The organism is Streptomyces sp. NPDC056296, assembly GCF_042268605.1.
Classification (GTDB): Bacteria; Actinomycetota; Actinomycetes; order Streptomycetales; family Streptomycetaceae; genus Streptomyces.
On the sequence record NZ_JBHJRX010000097.1, the window covers coordinates 1 to 20268 of the forward strand.

Below are 20268 nucleotides of genomic sequence, written 5' to 3' on the forward strand. Positions count from 1 at the left end.
CGGGGCGCTCCTCTGGGCACCCCCCTCTTCTTTTGCTCCTTCCCTATCCCCCCGCTCCGGCACCGCCCCCGACCGCCCCCACTGCCACCGCACCCCCCCCCGGGCCGGTATGACTCCTGCCTACGCGCCGAGCCGAGCTCTGAGCCGACGTGCTCAGCCGGCGAGCAGGCCGTCCATCTGGCCGACCGCCTCGCGCAGCCCCTCCTCCATGCCCATCTTCGCGAGCTGCTCCATCTGCTCCCGGGTGTCGAAGGCCGAGCGCATCTCCATGCGAGTCCCACCGTCGCGCTCGGTGAGCGTGACCCGGGTCGTGGTCGTCGGCATGTCGGCGCTCGGCACGCCGTCCGCGTCGGAGAATCCGTCGGTGAACTCCAGGGACGTCGGCGCGTCGACCGAGGTGATCCGCCACCATCCGCGGTGCTTGTCACCCTCCGGTCCGGTCATGAAGTACGTGACGTCTCCGCCCGGGGTCAGGTCGTACTCCTCCACCGTCGCCGGGTAGGTCGGCGGGCCCCACCAGCGCTCCAGCTGCCGCGGGTCGGACCACAGCTGCCACACCCGCTCGACGGGCGCGGCGAAGTCGGCGATCAGGGTGAAGGTCAGGGTGTCGAGATCCTTGTCCAAGCTGGTGACACTCATCAGAGCTGTCCTTCCGTCGGGTCGTGTGCATCGGGTTCCGCGTCCTGGGCGAGCAGATGGGACATCCGCTCCACCCGGCCGCGCCAGGCCGTCTCCAGTTCGTCCAGTGCCTGCCGGGCCCGGCCCACGGCGTCGGGGTCGGTGCGCACGATCTGCTCCCGTCCGCAGCGCTGCTTGACGACCAGACCGGCCCGCTCCAGTACCGCCACGTGCTTCTGCACCGCGGCGAAACTCATCGGATAGGCCTCGGCCAGTCGCGACACCGACAGGTCGTCCCGTACGCAGCGACGCAGGATGTCGCGGCGCGTCGTGTCGGCCAGGGCCTGGAACAAGCGGTCCACGCCCTCTTCGGCTACTTCGGAAACCATATCTACAACCATTTAGTTGTACGTTAGCTCCGTCACAGCCCGCTGTAAAGCTCCCGCACGTCGGCGACCACGCTCACGGCCCACCCAAACGCGAGGAGGAGGCCGAGGCGCCCCCGGCTCCGCGCCGCAGGGCTCGTCGCCACCGCCCCACACCCAAGGTCCCCCCGGCCCGGCGCCTGGGCACACAGTGCACCGGCAGCACACTCAGCCCCCAGCCGCCGACCGCGACGGCCCCTTCGAGCACCCCCGCGCCGGGCTCCAGCGCCAGACGCAGCACGGCCCACCACCACAGCGCACCGAGCCCCAGCGCGGCCGCCCGGCAAGCAGCCCGCGCGGAGGTCATAACCGCGTCATCCGTTTTCGGCCTGGAACATCCAGTGCTGTTTCTCCAGGTCGGCCGTGATCTGGATGAAGATGTCCTGGCTCACGGGATCCGGATCCCCGGTCGCCCCGATCCGCTCCCGCATCCGCCCGATCACCGCACCCAGGGCGTCCACGATCGTCTGTACCGCGGTGGTGTCGTCGACCCACCCTTCCGGGGTCACATCGATGCCGCTGCCGACGGCCACCGTCGCGGCACGCCCGTCCGGGGACACACCGAGCGCCGAGGCACGCTCCGCCACGGTGTCGGAGTGCGTACGCGCGGTACCGACGAGTTCGTCGAGCTGAAGGTGTACGGAACGGAAGCGCGGACCGACCACGTTCCAGTGGATCTGCTTCGCCACCAGTGCCAGGTCCACCAGGTCGACGAGGCCACCCTGCAACGCCTCGGACACGGTCTTCAGGTTCGCGTCGGACAACGGGCTCTTCACGACGTACATCCACACCTCCGTCGGTCGGCCCCCCGGCCATGTCCCTCCACCATGACCGCACCGCCAGGGACCGGCAAACCGGGCGAAACCCCCGCCGACACCCGTTACGCGCCCACGCGAGACCTCAAGCGCGTACGCAAAAACCCCGACCGCACCTCCCCGGGACCTCCCGGAGAGACCCCGGCCGGGGCCTCACACGCACACGTTCTCGACGCTCAGGCGGCGACGACGTCCACTGCCTCGGCGGGCGCCTTGATGGTCACCCGTTCCGGTGGCACACCGGTCACCGACACGGAACCCAGCATCGGGCGCACCGGTGCCGGTACGGTCTCGCTGGGCGTGGCCGCGGCGGACTGGGCCAGCTCGGCGAGGGCCAGTTCGTCGCTCACTTCCCGCATGAGCTCGGACATCCGTACGTCCAGCGCGTCGCAGATGGCGGAGAGCAGCTCGGAAGAAGCCTCTTTCTGCCCCCGCTCCACCTCGGAGAGATAGCCGAGTGAGACTCGGGCGGACGAGGAGACTTCGCGCAGAGTACGGCCCTGGCGCTGGCGCTGCCGACGCAGCACGTCACCCAGCAGGCGACGGAGCAGAATCATCGGTGGCTCCCTCCTCGGACCGTGTAACCGCATCCTTCACGCCCCACCGTACCGCCTCGCGCCGCGGCCGTGCGGGGAGCGATGTCGTGTTCACTCAGGGCTGCAAACATCAAAACCCCCCGTTCCGTTCCGTATCCTGTGCCCGCTCATTCCCGGTCTGTTCGCCCGCAAGCTCCCTCAAAAGGAGTGCGAGTACGCTCCGTACACTCTCCATACGAATTTCCGCGCGGTCGCCGTTCAACCGCAGCGCCTCCACTTTTCCGCCAGAGGCGGAACCGTCGTCCGCTCCCGAGGGCCCGTCGACGGCCACGAAGACCGTCCCGACGGGCTGTCCGTCCTGCGGGTCCGGGCCGGCCACGCCTGTCGTCGCGACGCCCCAGTCGGCACCCAACGCCTTGCGTACGCCTGCCGCCATCTGGGCGGCGACCTGCGGATCCACCGCTCCACGCGCCGCGAGCACCATGGCGTCGACGCCGAGCAGTTCCCGCTTCAGCTCCGTCGCGTAGGCGGTCACGGAGCCCCGGAACGCCTTGGATGCCCCGGGGACCGCCGTGATCGCGGCAGCGACCATTCCACCGGTCAGTGACTCGGCGACCGCGAGGGTCTCGCCCCTGACAGTGAGTAGTCGCACCACGTCGGCGGCCGTGGAACTCAACCTTCCGTCTCCTTCAACGCCGCTCTGCGTTCGGCGATTCCCTGGCGGCGCAGCACAATGGCCTGCTTCACATAGTCCAGCCCGGTCGCCACGGTCAGGACGACCGCCGCAGCCATCACCCAGAACCTCAGGGTGGCCAGGGGCCCCGTCAGCGCCAGGACGTACATGCCGACGGCGATGCCCTGGGTGAGGGTCTTGAGCTTGCCGCCCCGGCTCGCGGGGATGACGCCGTACCGGATGACCACGAACCGCAGCACGGTGATCCCGAGTTCCCGGCCGAGGATGACGGCCGTCACCCACCACGGCAGGTCGCCCAGCGCGGACAGACAGATGAGCGCCGCCCCCATGATCGCCTTGTCGGCGATGGGGTCGGCGATCTTCCCGAAGTCGGTGACGAGGTTGTAGGTGCGCGCCAGGTGGCCGTCGAAGAGGTCGGTGATCATGGCGACGGCGAAGGCCGCCCAGGCGAACGACCGCCAGGCCGGGTCGTACCCGCCGTTGCCGAGCAGCAGCGCGACGAAGGCCGGCACGAGGAGCAGCCTCAGCATCGTCAGCAGGTTGGCGACGTTCCAGACGCTCGCCTGGTTGACGGCGGCGGCCGCGATCTTGCCGCCGCGCCCGGCGACACCGCCCTCGGTCGCACCCCGTTCCGCGGCGCCCTGTTCCGTCGCGCCCCGTTCAGCCGTTCCCCGTTCAGCCGCGCCCCCCGAAGGCGTACGCTCCGCCGGTCCCTGCGCGGAGCCCGAGGGTCCACGCGGGCCGGCCCTGCGCGCACCGGAGGAGCCACCCGCCGCGGACGCCGGGACTCCGGTCATCTGCCGGCCTCCTCACTCCACTCGGGCGACCCCAGCAGCGGTTCGGCCACCAGGTCGACACCCTCCGTACCGACCACCTTCGCGTCGACCATACGACCGACACTCAGGCCTTCGCCGCTCGTGAGCAGCACCTGGCCGTCCGTCTCCGGCGCCTGGTGCTCCGCGCGGCCGCGCACCCCGTCGCCCTCGTCGGCGGACTCCACGGACTCGACGAGCACGCGCACGGTCGCACCGACGCGCTCCTCGGCCCGCTGTGAGACGAGTTCCTCGGCGAGGCGGGACACACGTGCCAGCCGTTCGGCGACGACGCCCTCGTCCAGCTTGTCGCCGTAGGTCGCGGCCTCGGTGCCCTCCTCGTCGGAGTATCCGAAGACGCCGATGGCGTCGAGCCGCGCGTGGTTCAGGAACCGCTCCAGCTCGGCGAGGTCGGACGCGGTCTCACCGGGGAAGCCCACGATGAAGTTGGAGCGCACGCCGGCCTCGGGGGCCTTGCTCCGGATGGTGTCAAGCAGCTCCAGGAAGCGGTCGGTGTCGCCGAAGCGGCGCATCGCGCGGAGCACGTTCGGCGCGGAGTGCTGGAAGGACAGGTCGAAGTAGGGCGCGACCTTCGGGGTGGAGGTCAGTACGTCGATGAGGCCGGGCCGCATCTCGGCCGGCTGGAGGTAGCTGACGCGCACGCGCTCGATGCCGTCGACGTCGGCGAGGTTCGGCAGCAGCGACTCCAGCAGGCGGATGTCGCCGAGGTCCTTGCCGTAGGAGGTGTTGTTCTCGGAGACCAGCATGATCTCCTTGACGCCCTGCTCGGCCAGCCACCGCGTCTCGTTCAGCACATCGCTCGGGCGGCGGGAGATGAAGGAGCCGCGGAAGGACGGGATGGCGCAGAAGGAGCAGCGCCGGTCGCAGCCGGAGGCGAGCTTCACGGAGGCGACCGGGGAGCCGTCCAGGCGGCGGCGCAGGGGCGCGCGGGGCCCGGAGGCGGGGGCGACGCCCTCGGGCAGGTCGGTCGGACCGTGCCCCGGCAGAGCCACGGAGGCACCGGCCTCCTGCCGCTCGGCGGGGCTGATCGGCAGGAGCTTGCGCCGGTCGCGCGGGGTGTGGGCGGCGTGGATGCCGCCGTTCAGGATGGTCTGCAGGCGGTCGGAGATGTCGGTGTAGTCGTCGAAGCCGAGGACTCCGTCGGCCTCGGGAAGGGCTTCGGCGAGCTCCTTGCCGTACCGCTCGGCCATGCAGCCCACCGCCACCACGGCCTGCGTTCTGCCGTGACCCTTGAGGTCGTTGGCCTCCAGGAGGGCGTCGACGGAGTCCTTCTTGGCGGCCTCGACGAAGCCGCACGTGTTCACGACGGCGACGTCCGCTTCCTCGGCGTCCTCGACGAGCTTCCAGCCGTCCGCCTCCAGACGGCCTGCGAGCTCCTCCGAGTCCACCTCGTTACGGGCGCAGCCAAGGGTGACGAGTGCGACGGTACGGCTTTCAGGCATGGGCTCAAGACTACTTCGTCCTGCCGACAGCCCACGTCGACGGGGTTGCCCGATCTTGGACGACCCCGTCGACGTGGGCGCCTTCCGCGCCCTATCCGACCTGCGGGTCGCCCTTCGTGTACGTCAGGCGCTCCACGGCGCCCGGCTGGAAGTCGTCCTCGATCTTCTTGCCGTTGACGTACAGCTCGATCGCGCCGGCGTCGCCGAGGACGAGGTTGATCTTCTCGTTGTCCTGGAAGGTCTCGGAATCGCCCTGCTTGAGCAGGCCGTCGAAGAGCTGGCGGCCGTTGTGGTCCTTGGCGGAGATCCAGCTGCGGCCGTCGGTGGCGGTGACCTTGACGGTCACCTTGTCCCGGGGCGCGGCGGCGATGGCGCTTTCGGTCGGGTCCGGCTTCGGGTCGGCGGGCTTCTGCGGCTTGGCGCTCGGCGAGGCGGACTCGCCGGCCGTCGGCTGGGCGCCCTCCGCGACGCTCGCCTCGGAGCCACCGTCGTCGCCCTTGACGAACGTGAAGCCGACGAAGCCGATCACCGCGACGATCGCGGCGACCATGGCGGCGGTCCAGTTGGGTCCGCGCCGCTCTGGACGGATGCGTTCCGCCTCAAACAGGGGAGCGGCGGGTGTCGGCGCCGGACGTCCACCGTGTTCGGCGTCGAACTGCGCGAGCAGTTCGGCCGGGTCGAGCCGGACGGCCTTGGCGAGGGTCCGGATGTGCCCGCGCGCGTAGACGTCACCGCCGCAGGGCGCGAAGTCGTCCGCCTCGATGGCGTGCACGATGGCGATCCGGACGCGGGTGGCGGTGGTGATGTCGTCGACGGTCAACCCGGCGGCGATCCGTGCCTGCTGCAGGGCACGGCCGATGGAGGGGCGGGCTTCCTCGGAAACGTCTTCAGAAACGTCTTCAGAAACGTTTTCGATCGGACGCTCGTCTTCAGGGGAGTTGCCGTTGGACACGGGGGCGCCTTTCGAGCGTTAGCCGCCTGTGCTGGACGTTCAGTCTAGGGGGGGTACAAACGGGTGGGGCAACCGGGCGACGGGACTTTGTACGCCATCGGAATGGCCCCGCGTCCCGATGGTGGACTACCTGTTTGTCATTTCCCTCAACTTGACGTACGCCATGGGGAAACGGTTGCTCAATGATCCCTAACGGGTGAGTCACGATCGGCCACCCGGCCTCCGTGACCCTCCTTGAAGAAACCCCTCGCGTACCGTTCCCTACCCTTCAGACTCCCCCCGGATCAGCGCGAGCACGCCGTCCAGCTCATCAGGCTTCACAAGAACGTCACGAGCCTTTGAGCCTTCACTCGGCCCGACGATGCTCCGCGACTCCATCAGGTCCATCAGACGCCCGGCCTTGGCGAAGCCGACGCGCAGCTTGCGCTGGAGCATGGAGGTCGACCCGAACTGGGTGGAGACGACCAGCTCGGCCGCCTGGCACAGCAGGTCGAGGTCGTCGCCGATGTCCTCGTCGATCTCCTTCTTCTGCTTGGTGCCGACGGTGACGTCCTCGCGGAAGACGGGCGCCATCTGGTCCTTGCAGTGCTGTACGACGACCGCGACCTCTTCCTCGGTCACGAACGCGCCCTGCATACGGGTCGGTTTGTTCGCGCCCATCGGCAGGAAGAGGCCGTCGCCCTTGCCGATCAGCTTCTCGGCACCGGGCTGGTCGAGGATGACCCGCGAGTCCGCCAGCGAGGACGTGGCGAAGGCCAGCCGGGAGGGCACGTTCGCCTTGATCAGACCGGTGACGACGTCCACGGACGGCCGCTGGGTGGCGAGCACCAGGTGGATGCCGGCCGCGCGCGCGAGCTGCGTGATCCGGACGATCGCGTCCTCGACGTCCCGCGGCGCCACCATCATCAGGTCGGCCAGCTCGTCCACGATCACCAGCAGGTACGGGTACGGCTGCAGCTCGCGCTCACTGCCCTCGGGCGGCTTGACCTTGCCCTCGCGCACCGCGCGGTTGAAGTCGTCGATGTGCCGGTAGCCGTAGGCGGCGAGGTCGTCGTAGCGCAGGTCCATTTCGCGCACGACCCACTGGAGCGCCTCGGCGGCTCGCTTCGGGTTGGTGATGATCGGCGTGATCAGGTGCGGGATGCCCTCGTACGCGGTCAGCTCGACGCGCTTGGGGTCGACCAGGATCATCCGGACGTCCTCCGGGGTCGCCCGCATCATGATCGAGGTGATCAGGCAGTTGATGCAGGACGACTTGCCGGAGCCGGTGGCGCCGGCGACCAGCATGTGCGGCATCTTCGCCAGCGAGTGCATGACGTAGCCGCCCTCGACGTCCTTGCCGAAGGCGACCAGCATCGGGTCGTCGTCCTCGGCGGACTCCGCGAGCCGCAGCACGTCGCCGAGGTTGACCATCTCCCGGTCGGTGTTGGGGATCTCGATGCCGACCGCGGACTTGCCGGGGATCGGGCTGATGATCCGCACGTCGGGGCTGGCGACGGCGTACGCGATGTTCTTGGCCAGTGCGGTGATCCGCTCGACCTTCACGGCGGGCCCGAGCTCGACCTCGTACCGCGTGACCGTCGGCCCGCGGGTGAAGCCGGTGACGGCGGCGTCGACCTTGAACTCGGTGAAGACGGTGGTCAGCGAGGCGACTATGGCGTCGTTGGCGGCGCTGCGTGCCTTGCCTGGGCCGCCACGGGTGAGCATGTCGAGGGCCGGCAGGGAGTAGGTGATGTCGCCGGAGAGCTGAAGCTGCTCGGCGCGCGGCGGCAGGTCCCGCTCCTTGGGGAGCGGCGTCTTGGTGAGGTCGGCGACGACCGACGCGCCGTTGTCGGGGTCGTCCTTCCGCGCCTTGTCCTGCTTGAGCTTCCCGGGCTGTGGCCGCGCGGCCGGCACGGGCGTCGGAGTCGGCGTCGACTCGCGGTCCCCCGTGCTCACACCCTGGGTGAGGTCGGCGACCAGCGGCGAGGGCGGCATGCCGTGCAGCACGGCGCCGTCGAGCGCGGCGGCGGCCGCGGCGGCGACGTCCACGGCGTCCATCGGCCGGTTCATCTCGGGCTGCGGCACGGCGGACCGCCTGGGCCTGCCGCGACGCCGGGTGAGCGCCTCCTCCTCGGCCACGTCGGGGTCGTACGGCTCCGCGGCCGGTCCCCCGCCGCGCCTGCGGGTTTTGGCCGGCAGCGCCTCGCGCCACTGCTCCTCGTAGCGCTCGTCGTCCTCGCCGAACGCGTCGGCCTCCGCCTCCGTGTCGCGGACGAGGCCGAGCCGTACACCGAGCAGCCGCAGCCGCTGCGGGATGGCGTTGACCGGAGTGGCCGTGACGACCAGCAGCCCGAAGACGGTGAGCAGCACGAGCAGCGGCACGGCCAGGACGTCGGTCATCGTGTACGACAGCGGGGTCGCCGCACTCCAGCCGATGAGGCCGCCGGCGTCCCTTATGGCCTGCATGCCGTCGCCGCGGGCCGGTGAGCCGCAGGCGATGTGCACCTGGCCGAGGACGCCGATGGCGAGCGCGGACAGGCCGATCACGATCCGGCCGTTGGCCTCGGGTTTCTCCGGGTGCCGGATCAGGCGCACGGCGACGGCGCCGAGCAGGATCGGCACCAGCAGGTCGAGACGGCCGAAGGCGCCGGTCACGAGGATCTCGACGAGGTCGCCGACGGGGCCCTTGAGGTCGGCCCAGGTGCCCGCGGCGACGATCAGCGCGACGCCGAGCAGCAGCAGCGCGACGCCGTCCTTGCGGTGCGCCGGGTCGAGGTTCTTCGCGCCCTGCCCTATCCCGCGGAAGACGGCGCCGACGGCGTGCGCGATGCCCAGCCAGAGGGCGCGCACGAGGCGGTAGACGCCTCCGGTCGGGCTGGGTGCCGGTTTGGGCGCGGGCTTCTTCACCACGGCCCTCTTGGCGGGCGCCTTCTTCACGGGCGTCTTTTTCGCGGCGGCCTTCTTCACCGGACCCTTCGCGGGAGCGGCCGCCTTCTTCGCGGGCTGCTTCTTGGCTGCGGAGGGACGTGAGGCCATAGGTGTGAGGTTACCGGGGGAGACGGCGGTCGACACGTGTGCCCACCGCTTCACCCGTTCGTGTCGCCCGCGCAGGAGACCGGCACTGACGCCTCCGGTACACGCGCTGACTTGTCCTCACGGGCCGGCCCACAGGGCCCGGCCCGCCAACGGACCTCAGTTGACCGCGGCCTGGCCTCCGGACGCGCCCGGCTCCAAGGCGTCCAGCGCCCGCCGCAGTCCGGTGAGCTTGCGCTCCAGATGCGCCGCCGTCGCCACCGCCGCCGCGTCCGTCGACTCGTCGCCGAGCTGTTTGGAAAGCGCCTCGGCCTGCTCCTCCACGGCCGCCAGCCGCGCCGACAGCTCGGCGAGCAGCCCCGCCGGCTCCTTGGCCTCACCGGCCGCGGCCTTGTCGCCGCCCTCCAACTGGAGGCGCAGCAGTGCCGCCTGCTCGCGCAGCTGGCAGTTCTTCATGTACAGCTCGACGAAGACGGAGACCTTCGCGCGCAGCACCCACGGGTCGAACGGCTTGGAGATGTAGTCCACCGCGCCCGCCGCGTACCCCCGGAAGGTGTGGTGCGGGCCGTGGTTGATCGCGGTGAGGAAGATGATCGGGATGTCCCGGGTCCGCTCCCGTCGCTTGATGTGCGCGGCGGTTTCGAAACCGTCCATGCCCGGCATCTGGACGTCCAGCAGAATGACCGCGAAGTCGTCCGTGAGCAGTGCTTTGAGCGCTTCCTCCCCGGACGATGCCCGCACCAGCGTCTGATCGAGCGCCGAGAGGATCGCCTCCAGCGCCAGCAGATTCTCCGGCCGGTCATCGACCAGGAGGATCTTGGCCTTCTGCACCATGGCCCGCCCTCCTCGCCCCGGCGTGGGGCCTCCCCTGTCCGCAGGACTTGGGGCAGCACCGGCGGGCGCCGCCCCAGGGGACGACTCCCTTGCGCCGCCCGTCCTTGTGCCGGTCATCGTAGCCGCACCCCGCCTGTCGCCACACCCTGTCACCGCGATGTCACTGTGCACGTAGCAGAAACGCAGCGGGAGACCAGAAGGTTCCCCGAATCCCGTACTTCTACACGACTTCGGGCACACTGAGTCAGCAACTCCGCGTGAACGCCGAAGGTTCCCGCCACTCGCGTACACCCCACGTTCGCACACTGCCCGAACGTGCCGCGCGGACGGTGCCCGTACGTACCGCGGGCACACTGCCCGCACGTACCGCGAGCACCCTGCCGTACGTACCGTCCGGTGCCCGTCCGAACCTACTCCTCACTCCTCCCGCATCCACTGCTGCATCACCGTCAGCAGGTGATCGGGGTCGACCGGCTTGGTCACGTAGTCGGACGCGCCCGACTCGATCGCCTTCTCCCGGTCGCCCTTCATCGCCTTCGCGGTCAGCGCGATGATCGGCAGACCGGCGAACTGGGGCATCCGGCGAATCGCCGTGGTCGTGGCGTACCCGTCCATCTCGGGCATCATGATGTCCATCAGGACGACCGCCACGTCCTCGTGCTGCTCCAGGACCTCGATGCCCTCGCGTCCGTTCTCGGCGTACAGCACGGACAGGCCGTGCTGCTCCAGGACGCTGGTGAGCGCGAAGACGTTGCGGATGTCGTCGTCGACGATCAGCACCTTCTGGCCACCGAACCGGATGCCCCGGCTCGACTGCGGCGCAGCCTCCTGCTCGGCGGCCGGCCGCTGCTCCCGCGCGGCGGGCAGGTCCTCGGTCTCCGGGACCGCCCTGCGGCGGCGCCTGAACAGCGCCGCGGCACCGTTCCGCGCGTCCTGGTACGACCTCACCTCGGCCGGCGGTTCCGTCTGCGACCCGGGCAGCTCGGGCAGGGCGCCCGGGGTGGCGAGCGCACCGCCGGGCTCCAGGGCCGGAAGGGGCTGCTGGTAGCCGTGCGCGGGCAGCTCGCTCGGGTGCAGCGGCAGGTAGAGCGTGAACGTGGACCCGCGGCCCGGCTCGCTCTGCGCGTGGATCTCACCGCCGAGCAGCTGCGCGATCTCCCGCGAGATGGACAGCCCCAGGCCCGTACCGCCGTACTTGCGGCTGGTGGTGCCGTCCGCCTGCTTGAACGCCTCGAAGATCACCCGCATCTTGCTCGCCGCGATCCCGATACCGGTGTCGCTCACGGAGAACGCGATCAGCTCCGCGTCCGGGTCGGTCATCGAACCGGCTTCCAGCAACTGCTCCCGGATGGCCTGCGGAACGTCGTCCCGGGCCGGCCGGATGACCAGCTCGACGGCGCCCGAGTCGGTGAACTTCACCGCGTTGGACAGCAGGTTGCGCAGCACCTGGAGGAGCCGCTGCTCGTCGGTGTGCAGCGTGGCGGGCAGCTCCGGCGACACCCGCACCGACAGGTCCAGGCCCTTCTCCGCGGTCAGCGGCCGGAAGGTGGCCTCCACATAGTCGACGAGCTGGACGAGCGCGATGCGCGTCGGGGAGACGTCCATCTTGCCCGCCTCCACCTTCGACAGGTCGAGGATGTCGTTGATCAGCTGGAGCAGGTCGGAGCCGGCGCCGTGGATCGTCTCGGCGAACTCGACCTGCTTCGGGGACAGGTTGGCGTCCGCGTTGTCGGCGAGCAGCTTGGCCAGGATCAGCAGCGAGTTGAGCGGCGTACGCAGCTCGTGCGACATGTTGGCGAGGAACTCGCTCTTGTAGCGCATGGAGACCGCCAGCTGCTCGGCGCGCTCCTCCAGGACCTGCCGCGCCTCCTCGATCTCGGTGTTCTTCACCTCGATGTCGCGGTTCTGCTGCGCCAGCAGCTCGGCCTTCTCCTCCAGTTCGGCGTTGGACGACTGGAGCGCCTTCTGCCGCTGCTCCAACTCCTCCGACCGCTCGCGCAGTTGCTCGGTCAGCTCCTGCGACTGGCTCAGCAGCACCTCCGTCTTGGTGTTGACGGAGATGGTGTTGACGCTCGTGGCGATCATTTCGGCGATCTGGTTGAGGAAGTCCTTCTGGATCTGCGTGAACGGGGTGAAGGACGCCAGCTCGATGACGCCGAGCACCTGCCCCTCGAACAGCACCGGCAGGACGATCACCTGCGCGGGCGGGGCCTCCCCGAGCCCGGAGGAGATCTTGAGATAGCCGCTCGGCGCGTTCTCCACCAGGATCGTGCGCTTCTCCTCGGCGGCCGTGCCGACCAGCGCCTCCCCCGGCCGGAACGAGGTGGGCATGGAGCCCATCGAGTAGCCGTACGACCCGAGCATGCGCAGCTCGTACTGGTCGCCGTCGGCACCGGCCTGCTCCTGGCCCTCGACGTGGGGCATGGCGAGGAAGAACGCGCCGTGCTGCGCGGAGACCACCGGGGTGAGCTCGCTCATGATCAGCGAGGCCACGTCCTGGAGGTCCCGGCGGCCCTGCATCAGCGCGGAGATCCGGGCCAGGTTGCCCTTGAGCCAGTCCTGCTCCTTGTTGGCGATCGTGGTGTCGCGCAGGTTGGCGATCATCTTGTTGATGTAGTCCTGAAGCTCGGAGATCTCCCCGGAGGCATCCACGTCGATCTTCAGGTTGAGGTCGCCGCGCGTCACCGCGGTCGCCACGCGCGCGATGGCACGCACCTGCCGGGTGAGGTTCCCGGCCATCTCGTTCACGGACTCCGTCAGGTCCCGCCAGGTGCCGTCGACGTCACGCACGCGTGCCTGACCGCCGAGCTGGCCCTCGGTGCCCACCTCGCGGGCCACGCGGGTGACCTCCTCGGCGAAGGACGACAGCTGGTCGACCATCGTGTTGATGGTCGTCTTGAGCTCCAGGATCTCGCCGCGCGCGTCGATGTCGATCTTCTTGGTCAGGTCGCCCTTGGCGATCGCCGTCGTCACCATGGCGATGTTGCGCACCTGACCGGTCAGGTTGGACGCCATCTGGTTCACCGACTCGGTGAGGTCCTTCCAGGTGCCGGCCACCCCCGGCACCTGCGCCTGGCCGCCGAGGATGCCGTCGGTGCCCACCTCACGGGCCACCTTGGTCACCTGGTCGGCGAAGGACCGCAGCGTCCGCACCATGGTGTTGAAGGTGTCGGCGAGCTGCGCGACCTCGCCGCGGGCCTCGATCGTCACCGTCCGCGTCAGGTCTCCGTTGGCGACCGCCGCGGCCACCTGGGAGATGTTCCGCACCTGAACGGTGAGGTTCTTGGCCATCAGGTTGACGTTGTCGTTGAGGTCCTTCCAGATGCCCACGACACCGGGCACGCTCGCCTGGCCGCCCAGGATGCCCTCCGTACCGACCTCGCGGGCCACGCGCGTGACCTGCTCGGCGAAGGACGACAGCTGGTCCACCATCGTGTTGACGGTGGTGACGAGTTCGAGGATCTCGCCCTTGGCGTCGACGGTGATCTTCTTCGACAGGTCACCCTTGGCGACGGCCGTCGTGACCTCGGCGATGTTGCGGACCTGCATGGTCAGGTTGTTGGCCATGCCGTTCACGGACTGCGTGAGGTCCTTCCAGGTGCCCGAGACGCCCTGCACCTCCGCCTGCCCGCCGAGGATGCCCTCGGTGCCCACCTCACGGGCCACCCGGGTGACCTCCTGGGCGAACGACGACAGCTGGTCCACCATCGTGTTCAGGGTGTTCTTCAGCTCCAGGATCTCCCCGCGCGCGTCCACGGTGATCTTCTGGGACAGGTCACCGCGGGCCACCGCCGTCGCGACCTGCGCGATGTTGCGCACCTGCGCGGTCAGGTTCCCGGCCATGCCGTTCACCGAGTCGGTCAGGTCGCGCCACACACCGGCGACGCCGGGCACCTGCGCCTGACCGCCGAGGCGGCCCTCCGTGCCCACCTCGCGGGCGACCCGGGTGACCTGCTCGGCGAAGGCGGAGAGCTGGTCGACCATCGTGTTGATGGTGTTCTTCAGCTCCAGGATCTCCCCGCGCGCGTCGACGTCGATCTTCTGCGACAGGTCGCCTCGCGCCACCGCCGTCGTCACCTGGGCGATCTGCCGCACCTGGGAGGTCAGATTGCCCGCCATGAAGTTGACGGAGTCCGTCAGCTCCTTCCAGGTCCCCGACACCCCGTCGACGCGGGCCTGACCGCCGAGACGGCCCTCCGTACCCACGTCCCGGGCCATCCGGGTGACCTGGTCGGCGAAGCTCGACAGCTGGTCCACCATCGTGTTCACGGTGTTCTTCAGCTGGAGCATCTCGCCGGAGACGTCCACCGTGACCTTCTGCGACAGGTCACCGTTGGCCACCGCCGTCGTCACCTGGGCGATGTTCCTCACCTGACCGGTGAGGTTGCGGAACGCGGTGTTGACCGAGTCGGTCAGGTCCTTCCATGTCCCCGCCGCCCCCGGCACCTGCGCCTGACCGCCCAGCTCACCCTCGACACCGACCTCACGGGCCACCCGAGTGACCTCGGCACCGAAGGCGGACAGCTGGTCCACCATCGTGTTGACGGTGTTCTTCAGTTCCAGCATCTCGCCGGCCACGTCCACGGTGACCTTCTGCGACAGGTCACCACTGGCCACGGCCGTCGTCACCGCGGCGATGTCGCGCACCTGGGTGGTCAGGTTCCGGAAGACGGTGTTGACGGAGTCCGTCAGGTCCTTCCAGATCCCCGCCGCGCCCGGCACGTTCGCCTGACCTCCGAGCTGCCCCTCGCCGCCGGTCTCGTTGGCGACGCGCGTGACCTCGTCGGCGAAGATCCGCAGCGTCTCGGTCATCTGGTTGATGGTCTCGGCGAGCTGCGCGACCTCACCCCGGGCCGGCACCGTCACCTTCTTCGACAGGTCGCCGTTGGCGACCGCGGTCGTCACGTGGGAGATCTCGCGCACCTGGGCCGTCAGGTTCCCGGCCATGGTGTTGACGGAGTCGGTGAGCTCCTTCCACACACCGGCCACGCCCGGCACCTGGGCCTGCCCGCCCAGGGCGCCCTCGGTGCCCACCTCCCGGGCGACACGCGTCACCTCGGAGGAGAACGCGGAGAGCTGGTCCACCATCGTGTTGACGGTGTTCTTCAGCTCCAGCATCTCGCCGGCCACGTGAACCGTGACCTTCCGGGACAGATCACCCTTGGCCACCGCCGTCGTCACCAGCGCGATGTCCCGCACCTGCGCGGTGAGCCGGTACGCCATGGTGTTGACGGAATCCGTGAGGTCCTTCCACGAACCGGACATACCGCGCACCTGGGCCTGTCCGCCCAGCTTGCCCTCGGTACCGACCTCGCTGGCCACCCGCGTGACCTCGTCCGTGAACGTCGACAACTGGTCGACCAGGTTGTTCACGGTCCGCCCGACCTTCAGGAACTCACCGCGCAGCGGATGCCCGGCGCCCTCCGCCGTCTGCGTCCGCAGCTCCATACGCGGCGACAGATCACCGTCCGCCACCGCCGACAGCACCCGGCTGACCTCGGAGACGGGCCGTACGAGGTCGTCCACGAGCGCGTTCGAGTTGTCGATCGCGGTCGCCCAGGACCCCTCGCAGGCACCCGTCTCCAGCCGCTCCGTGAGTTTCCCCTCACGCCCGACCATGCGCCGCACCCGGGCCAGCTCGCCCGTGAGGTGCAGATTGCGGTCGGCCACCTCGTTGAAGACCGCCGCGATCTCCGACATCACGCCGTCGCCGGACACCGTGAGCCGTTTGCGGAAGTTGCCCTCCCGCATGGCGACCAGGGCCGTCAGCAGCCGATTCAGCGCGGCCGTGTCCACGGTCGTACTTCCGCCCCGCGTTTTGCCCTGGTTACTCAGGGACTGTCCGCCTTTCGCGCGCGTCTTAGTGCCCCGCGTCGCTGCGCCAGACTCCACTGTGTCCCTCCCGCAGGGGTCGACCGTTACTGCTGTGCCCGGCTGCCACCACTCGGCGAACCGGTTACTGCCGCGTACTCTCTGTGCTGCCACGCGATCCGGACCGGCTCGTCCGACCGCTTCCGGGGCTGCTGCCCGCCGCACTCGGTGCGCATTCAACCTGCCCGGACCTTCATTAGAAGCTTGCCCAGTGTTTCACCCCGGCCGAACCAGGCCATAACAGTTCGGCAGCTTCGCACATCGTCCGCACACCCTCTGGGCGGAAACACTGCAGACCGGCATCCGCAGGGACAGCGAAGGTAAGTAACCTTGCATGCGGCTGTCCAGCCGTGCCGGTCCGTCCGGCCTGGGCGGTGGCACGGAGACGAGCGGGCATCGGAGGGGCGGCCGGACATGACCACCGGACTGATCCCGGGGGAGCAGCCCCCGGATCCCGGGCCGACGGGTGGACTGCCGCAGCAGCGGCGCGAGCCGGTCGGCCATGAGGCCGTGCACGGGGAGAGAGGGTCGAGGAGTTCTGTGATCACCGCGCGCGCGGCCGCCAGCTTCGAGCCCGTCGGACGATCGGTGGCGAGCGCCCGGTCCTTCGTCCGGGACACGCTCCAGGGCTGGGGCCAGGCCGACATCGTCGACGACGCGGTGGTGCTCACCAGCGAACTGGTGACCAACGCCGTGGTGCACGCCGGCACCACCGCCGACATCCTGTGCCTGCGCAGCGACGACGGCGTACGGATCGAGGTGGCCGACCACTACCCCGAGCGCGAGGTCCCCCTCCAGGGCTCCCCCGCCGACATGGGCAACCTCGACCGCGAGGGCGGCCGCGGCCTCCAGCTGTGCGCGGCCCTGGCCGACCGCTGGGGCGTCGAGTACACGCCCACGCTGAAGAACGTCTGGTTCCACCTCCACCTCCCGGAGCGCCCGGTCGGCACCCGCGCCGCCGGCCCCTCCCTCCCGGCCGATCTGCTCCCGCTCGCCGACGCCCGCGTCCGCGTCGCCGTCGTCCAGATCGACCGCACCGGCGCCGTCACGTCCTGGAACGAGGACGCCGAGGAACTCTTCGGCTACGCCCCCGAGCAGGTCATCGGCAAGCCGCTGACCGACCTCGCCGCCTGGCCGCACACGCCGGGCACCAGCACCGGTATCGCCGAGGCACTCCAGCTCTCCCGCTGGGAGGGCAGCTACGGCATGCGGGGCGCCAACGGCCGCGTCACACCGGTCTACGCCTCCCACCTCCGCGTCCGTGACGCCGGCGGTGAACCCTCCACGGTCTGCCTCCTCGTCCGGGACAACGAACGCGCCGTCCTGCAGACCCCGATGCGCGCGCCGGCCTCCGACTCGTCGTCCGGCGAGAGCCAGAGTGCCGATCCCTTCGAGGTCTTCATCGGCTCCCCCGCCCCGGACGACCTCGACGGGCTGCTCCAGCGCACCGTCGAGCGCGCCCGCGACATGCTCGACGCCGACGCCGCCTTCCTGCTCCTGGCGACCGACGACGAAACGGAGTTGGAGGTCCGCGCCTCCACCGGCCTGCCCTCCGCCCGCCAGCGCTTCGCCCGCGTCCCCGTCGAGGCCGGCCCCGGACGCTACGGCTCCGCCCGCATGCCCGCCGTCCACGACGACCTGGAGGCCGTCCCCGGCGCCGTCCCGCTGCTGAACGGCACCGGCATGCGCTCGGTCGTCACCGTCCCCCTCAAGGTCGAGGGCCGCCTCACCGGCTCCCTCGGCGTCGCGGCCGAGTCCGCCGGCCGGTACTCCAACGAGGAGGCCCTGCGCCTCCAGTTCGCCGCCGACCGCATCGCCCTGGCCGTCGAGTCCGCCCGCCTGGGCGAGCTGGAACGGCTGCGCCGAGGCTCCCTCAGCTTCCTCGTCGAGGCCTCCGACCTCCTCGCCGGCACCCTGGACCGCGACCAGACCCTGGCCCTGATGGCCCAGATGACGGTCCCGACCCTGGCCACCTGGTGCGCCGTCTACACGATCGCCGACCAGGCCTCGGACCCGTACCTCTCCTACGTCCTGCACGAGGACGAGGAGCTCATCGACGGCATCAAGTCCCTGCTCTCGAAGATCGCCCCGCCCGACCCGGTCCCCTCCCCGGGCGCCCGCGTGTGGACGGCTCCCGGCGAGCTGGCCCACCAGGCGGCCCTGCGCACCTCCATGCGCGACCTGGGCCTGAGCGGCGGCCCGACACCCAAGCTGAGCTCCGGAATCGGCCCGACCCTGGCCACGGCCTCCGCGGTCGGCGGCGAGACCGTGGTCCTCCCGCTGGTCGCCCGCAACCGCGTCATCGGCATGCTCACGCTCGGCAAGCCGACCGACGAGCACTTCCGCCAGGAGATCCTGGAACTGGCCGAGGACCTGTCCCGCCGAGCCGCCCTGGCCCTGGACAACGCCCGCCTCTACTCGGAGCGGACGGCCATCAGCCAGTCCCTCCAGCGCAGCCTCCTGCCGCCCGAGCTTCCCCTGATCGACGGCGTCGAGGTCGAGGTCATCTACCGCGCGGCCGGCGAGGGCAACGAGGTCGGCGGCGACTTCTACGACCTGTTCCCCATCAGCGACGGCGCCTACGGCTTCGCCATCGGCGACGTCTGCGGTACGGGCCCGAACGCGGCGGCCGTCACGGGCCTGGCCCGGCACGCCCTGCGCCTGCTGGCCCGCGAGGGGCTCAGCGGCCCGGCGGTCCTGGAGCGCCTCAACTCGGCCATCCTCGACGAGGGTGCCCGCAGCCGCTTCCTCACCCTCCTCTACGGCGAGATGCGCCCGCAGGAGGACGGCAGCGCCGAGCTGAAGGTGGTCTGCGCCGGCCACCCGCTCCCGCTCCGCCTGCGTCAGGACGGCACGGTCGAACCGGCGGCGGAGCCGCAGCCCCTCCTCGGCGTCATCGAGGACCTGGAGCTGTACGAGGAGACGGTCACCCTCGACCCGGGCGACGTACTGCTCTGTGTCACGGACGGCGTGACCGAACGCCGCGAGGGCACGCGCATGCTGGGCGACGACGGCCTCGCTGACGTCCTCACCACGTGCACGGGCCTCACGGCCGGCGCGGTGGCGGCGCGCATCATGCGCGCGGTCGAGCGCTTCGCCTCGGACGCCCCGTCCGACGACATGGCGATTCTCGCGATGCGCGTCCCGGAGCCGCACGCGGACTGACCCGCCGAACCAGAACATGCGAAAAGGCTCCGCCCAATTGGGCGGAGCCTTTTCGATGGAGCCCCCAAACGGAATCGAACCGTTGACCTTCTCCTTACCATGGAGACGCTCTACCGACTGAGCTATAGGGGCCTGTCGCTTTGCGAGGTTTCCCCCGCGGCAACGGAATAGATCATACCCCGAACAGACCGGTGCTCCCAACCACGGCTTTCAGAAAGCCGGCTGCAGCAGCCCTCCCAGGGCATTGCAGGCGGACACGATCCGCTGCATGTCCCGCTTGGTCAACGAGGCGTCGACCGGCAGCGCCAGTGTCTCGTCGGCGGCACGCTCCGTCTCCGGCAGTGACACGCACCGCCGGAATCCGGGCATCCTGTGAACGGGCGTCTTCACCGGCACCCGGCACTCGACTCCCCTCCCCCGCACGGCCCTGGCGAACGCGTCACGATCCGGCCGCCCGTTGCCCGGCACCCGCACCACGTACTGCTGGTATGTGTGCCCCTCACCCCAGTCCGGGGTATGCACGCCCCTCAACTTCCCGTCGAGATAGGCGGCCCGCTGCCTGCGCTGCGCCATCTCGTCGTACGGCATCTCGGACTCGCCCTGCTCCAGCACGAGCAGCCCGTGCCGCTGCCCGACTCCGTGCAGCGGCCCCATGTCCGCCGGCCGCCCGAACCGGTGTACGGCGACCACGGCCGCGGTCCGCGACGTCAGCGCCGCCTCCACCGAGGAGGCGTCCAGACAGTACGTCTCCGGATCTATGTCCGCGAACACCGGCAACGCGCCGACCAGCGCCACGGCCTCGGCGACTTCCACGTTCCCGAAGGCAGGTACGACGACCTCGTCACCGACTCCTACGCCGACGGCCCTGAGCATTGCTGCGGTACCCATACGAGGATGGTCGTAGCGCAACGTGAACTTCAAGTGACGGAAAACAAAAAAGGGTTGGACCCGGAACCGAAGTTCGGGGTCCAACCCTTTGAATGATTGTTCGGCGGCGTCCTACTCTCCCACAGGGTCCCCCCTGCAGTACCATCGGCGCTGTAAGGCTTAGCTTCCGGGTTCGAAATG

At 69.9% G+C, this 20268-nt stretch carries 13 protein-coding genes, 1 tRNA gene and 1 rRNA gene; 1 reads left to right on the forward strand and 14 read right to left on the reverse strand.

The genetic code is table 11. From position 1 onward, the window contains the following. Positions 1–153 precede the first annotated feature (153 nt). The 11 genes from ACFCZF_RS38965 to ACFCZF_RS39015 form a co-directional block, all read right to left on the reverse strand. Positions 154–639 carry an SRPBCC domain-containing protein gene (locus ACFCZF_RS38965; protein ID WP_376675691.1) on the reverse strand — a complete coding sequence of 162 codons (486 nt, stop codon included), beginning with the start codon at positions 637–639 and terminating at the stop codon, positions 154–156. Next, positions 639–1007 (reverse strand): ArsR/SmtB family transcription factor, encoded by a 369-nt coding sequence (locus ACFCZF_RS38970; RefSeq protein ID WP_376675692.1) that lies wholly within the window; start codon positions 1005–1007, stop codon positions 639–641. Before ACFCZF_RS38970 ends, ACFCZF_RS38965 begins: the two co-directional genes overlap by 1 nt. Before the next feature lie 350 nt (positions 1008–1357). Then, complete coding sequence (locus ACFCZF_RS38975) at positions 1358–1828, reverse strand: Dps family protein (protein WP_375915824.1); 471 nt, start codon at positions 1826–1828, stop codon at positions 1358–1360. A 206-nt stretch (positions 1829–2034) separates the two neighbouring features. Continuing rightward, positions 2035–2415: a helix-turn-helix domain-containing protein gene (locus ACFCZF_RS38980; RefSeq protein WP_007387871.1), complete on the reverse strand. Its 381-nt coding sequence runs from the start codon at positions 2413–2415 to the stop codon at positions 2035–2037. Positions 2416–2524: 109 nt separating this feature from the next. Next, a complete protein-coding gene (locus ACFCZF_RS38985) occupies positions 2525–3070 on the reverse strand; it encodes a CinA family protein (protein WP_376675693.1) in 546 nt (181 codons plus the stop codon). Beyond that, positions 3067–3885: a CDP-diacylglycerol--glycerol-3-phosphate 3-phosphatidyltransferase gene (pgsA, locus tag ACFCZF_RS38990; protein WP_376675694.1), complete on the reverse strand. Its 819-nt coding sequence runs from the start codon at positions 3883–3885 to the stop codon at positions 3067–3069. Before pgsA ends, ACFCZF_RS38985 begins: the two co-directional genes overlap by 4 nt. After that, complete coding sequence (gene rimO, locus ACFCZF_RS38995; protein WP_376675695.1) at positions 3882–5363, reverse strand: 30S ribosomal protein S12 methylthiotransferase RimO; 1482 nt, start codon at positions 5361–5363, stop codon at positions 3882–3884. The genes pgsA and rimO overlap by 4 nt, the downstream gene beginning before the upstream one ends. Before the next feature lie 91 nt (positions 5364–5454). After that, positions 5455–6315, reverse strand: coding sequence for a helix-turn-helix domain-containing protein (locus ACFCZF_RS39000; protein WP_376675696.1), 861 nt, complete (start codon positions 6313–6315; stop codon positions 5455–5457). 261 nt (positions 6316–6576) lie between these two features. Further along, positions 6577–9333, reverse strand: a complete 2757-nt coding sequence (locus ACFCZF_RS39005) for a DNA translocase FtsK (RefSeq protein ID WP_376675697.1) — start codon at positions 9331–9333, stop codon at positions 6577–6579. 156 nt (positions 9334–9489) lie between these two features. Further along, positions 9490–10164 carry a two-component system response regulator gene (locus tag ACFCZF_RS39010; protein WP_376675698.1) on the reverse strand — a complete coding sequence of 225 codons (675 nt, stop codon included), beginning with the start codon at positions 10162–10164 and terminating at the stop codon, positions 9490–9492. 417 nt (positions 10165–10581) lie between these two features. Continuing rightward, the gene (locus tag ACFCZF_RS39015) at positions 10582–16056 is read right to left on the reverse strand and encodes a HAMP domain-containing protein (protein WP_376675699.1); all 5475 of its coding nucleotides are present in this window, start codon (positions 16054–16056) and stop codon (positions 10582–10584) included. A 393-nt stretch (positions 16057–16449) separates the two neighbouring features. Here ACFCZF_RS39015 and ACFCZF_RS39020 point away from each other — a divergent pair, with 393 nt between their 5' ends. Continuing rightward, entirely contained in the window at positions 16450–19200 is a 2751-nt protein-coding gene (locus tag ACFCZF_RS39020; RefSeq protein ID WP_376675700.1) for a SpoIIE family protein phosphatase, read from the forward strand. A gap of 56 nt (positions 19201–19256) precedes the next feature. On the opposite strand, the gene ACFCZF_RS39025 is transcribed toward ACFCZF_RS39020, so the two are convergent. From ACFCZF_RS39025 to rrf, 3 genes are all read right to left on the reverse strand, one after another. After that, a tRNA-Thr gene (locus ACFCZF_RS39025) sits at positions 19257–19332 on the reverse strand. A 78-nt stretch (positions 19333–19410) separates the two neighbouring features. Beyond that, positions 19411–20073, reverse strand: a complete 663-nt coding sequence (locus ACFCZF_RS39030; RefSeq protein WP_376675701.1) for a DegT/DnrJ/EryC1/StrS family aminotransferase — start codon at positions 20071–20073, stop codon at positions 19411–19413. Between the two features lie 113 nt (positions 20074–20186). Continuing rightward, a 5S ribosomal RNA gene (gene rrf, locus ACFCZF_RS39035) occupies positions 20187–20268 on the reverse strand; the annotation flags it as partial.

Bases quoted from the DNA above. Each gene is read 5' to 3' on its own strand.
- ACFCZF_RS38965 (WP_376675691.1), bottom strand. From the start codon at position 639: ATGAGTGTCACCAGCTTGGACAAGGATCTCGACACCCTGACCTTCACC.
- ACFCZF_RS38970 (WP_376675692.1), bottom strand. From the start codon at position 1,007: ATGGTTTCCGAAGTAGCCGAAGAGGGCGTGGACCGCTTGTTCCAGGCC.
- ACFCZF_RS38975 (WP_375915824.1), bottom strand. From the start codon at position 1,828: ATGTACGTCGTGAAGAGCCCGTTGTCCGACGCGAACCTGAAGACCGTG.
- ACFCZF_RS38980 (WP_007387871.1), bottom strand. From the start codon at position 2,415: ATGATTCTGCTCCGTCGCCTGCTGGGTGACGTGCTGCGTCGGCAGCGC.
- pgsA (WP_376675694.1), bottom strand. From the start codon at position 3,885: ATGACCGGAGTCCCGGCGTCCGCGGCGGGTGGCTCCTCCGGTGCGCGC.
- rimO (WP_376675695.1), bottom strand. From the start codon at position 5,363: ATGCCTGAAAGCCGTACCGTCGCACTCGTCACCCTTGGCTGCGCCCGT.
- ACFCZF_RS39005 (WP_376675697.1), bottom strand. From the start codon at position 9,333: ATGGCCTCACGTCCCTCCGCAGCCAAGAAGCAGCCCGCGAAGAAGGCG.
- ACFCZF_RS39010 (WP_376675698.1), bottom strand. From the start codon at position 10,164: ATGGTGCAGAAGGCCAAGATCCTCCTGGTCGATGACCGGCCGGAGAAT.
- ACFCZF_RS39020 (WP_376675700.1), top strand. From the start codon at position 16,450: ATGACCACCGGACTGATCCCGGGGGAGCAGCCCCCGGATCCCGGGCCG.
- ACFCZF_RS39030 (WP_376675701.1), bottom strand. From the start codon at position 20,073: ATGCTCAGGGCCGTCGGCGTAGGAGTCGGTGACGAGGTCGTCGTACCT.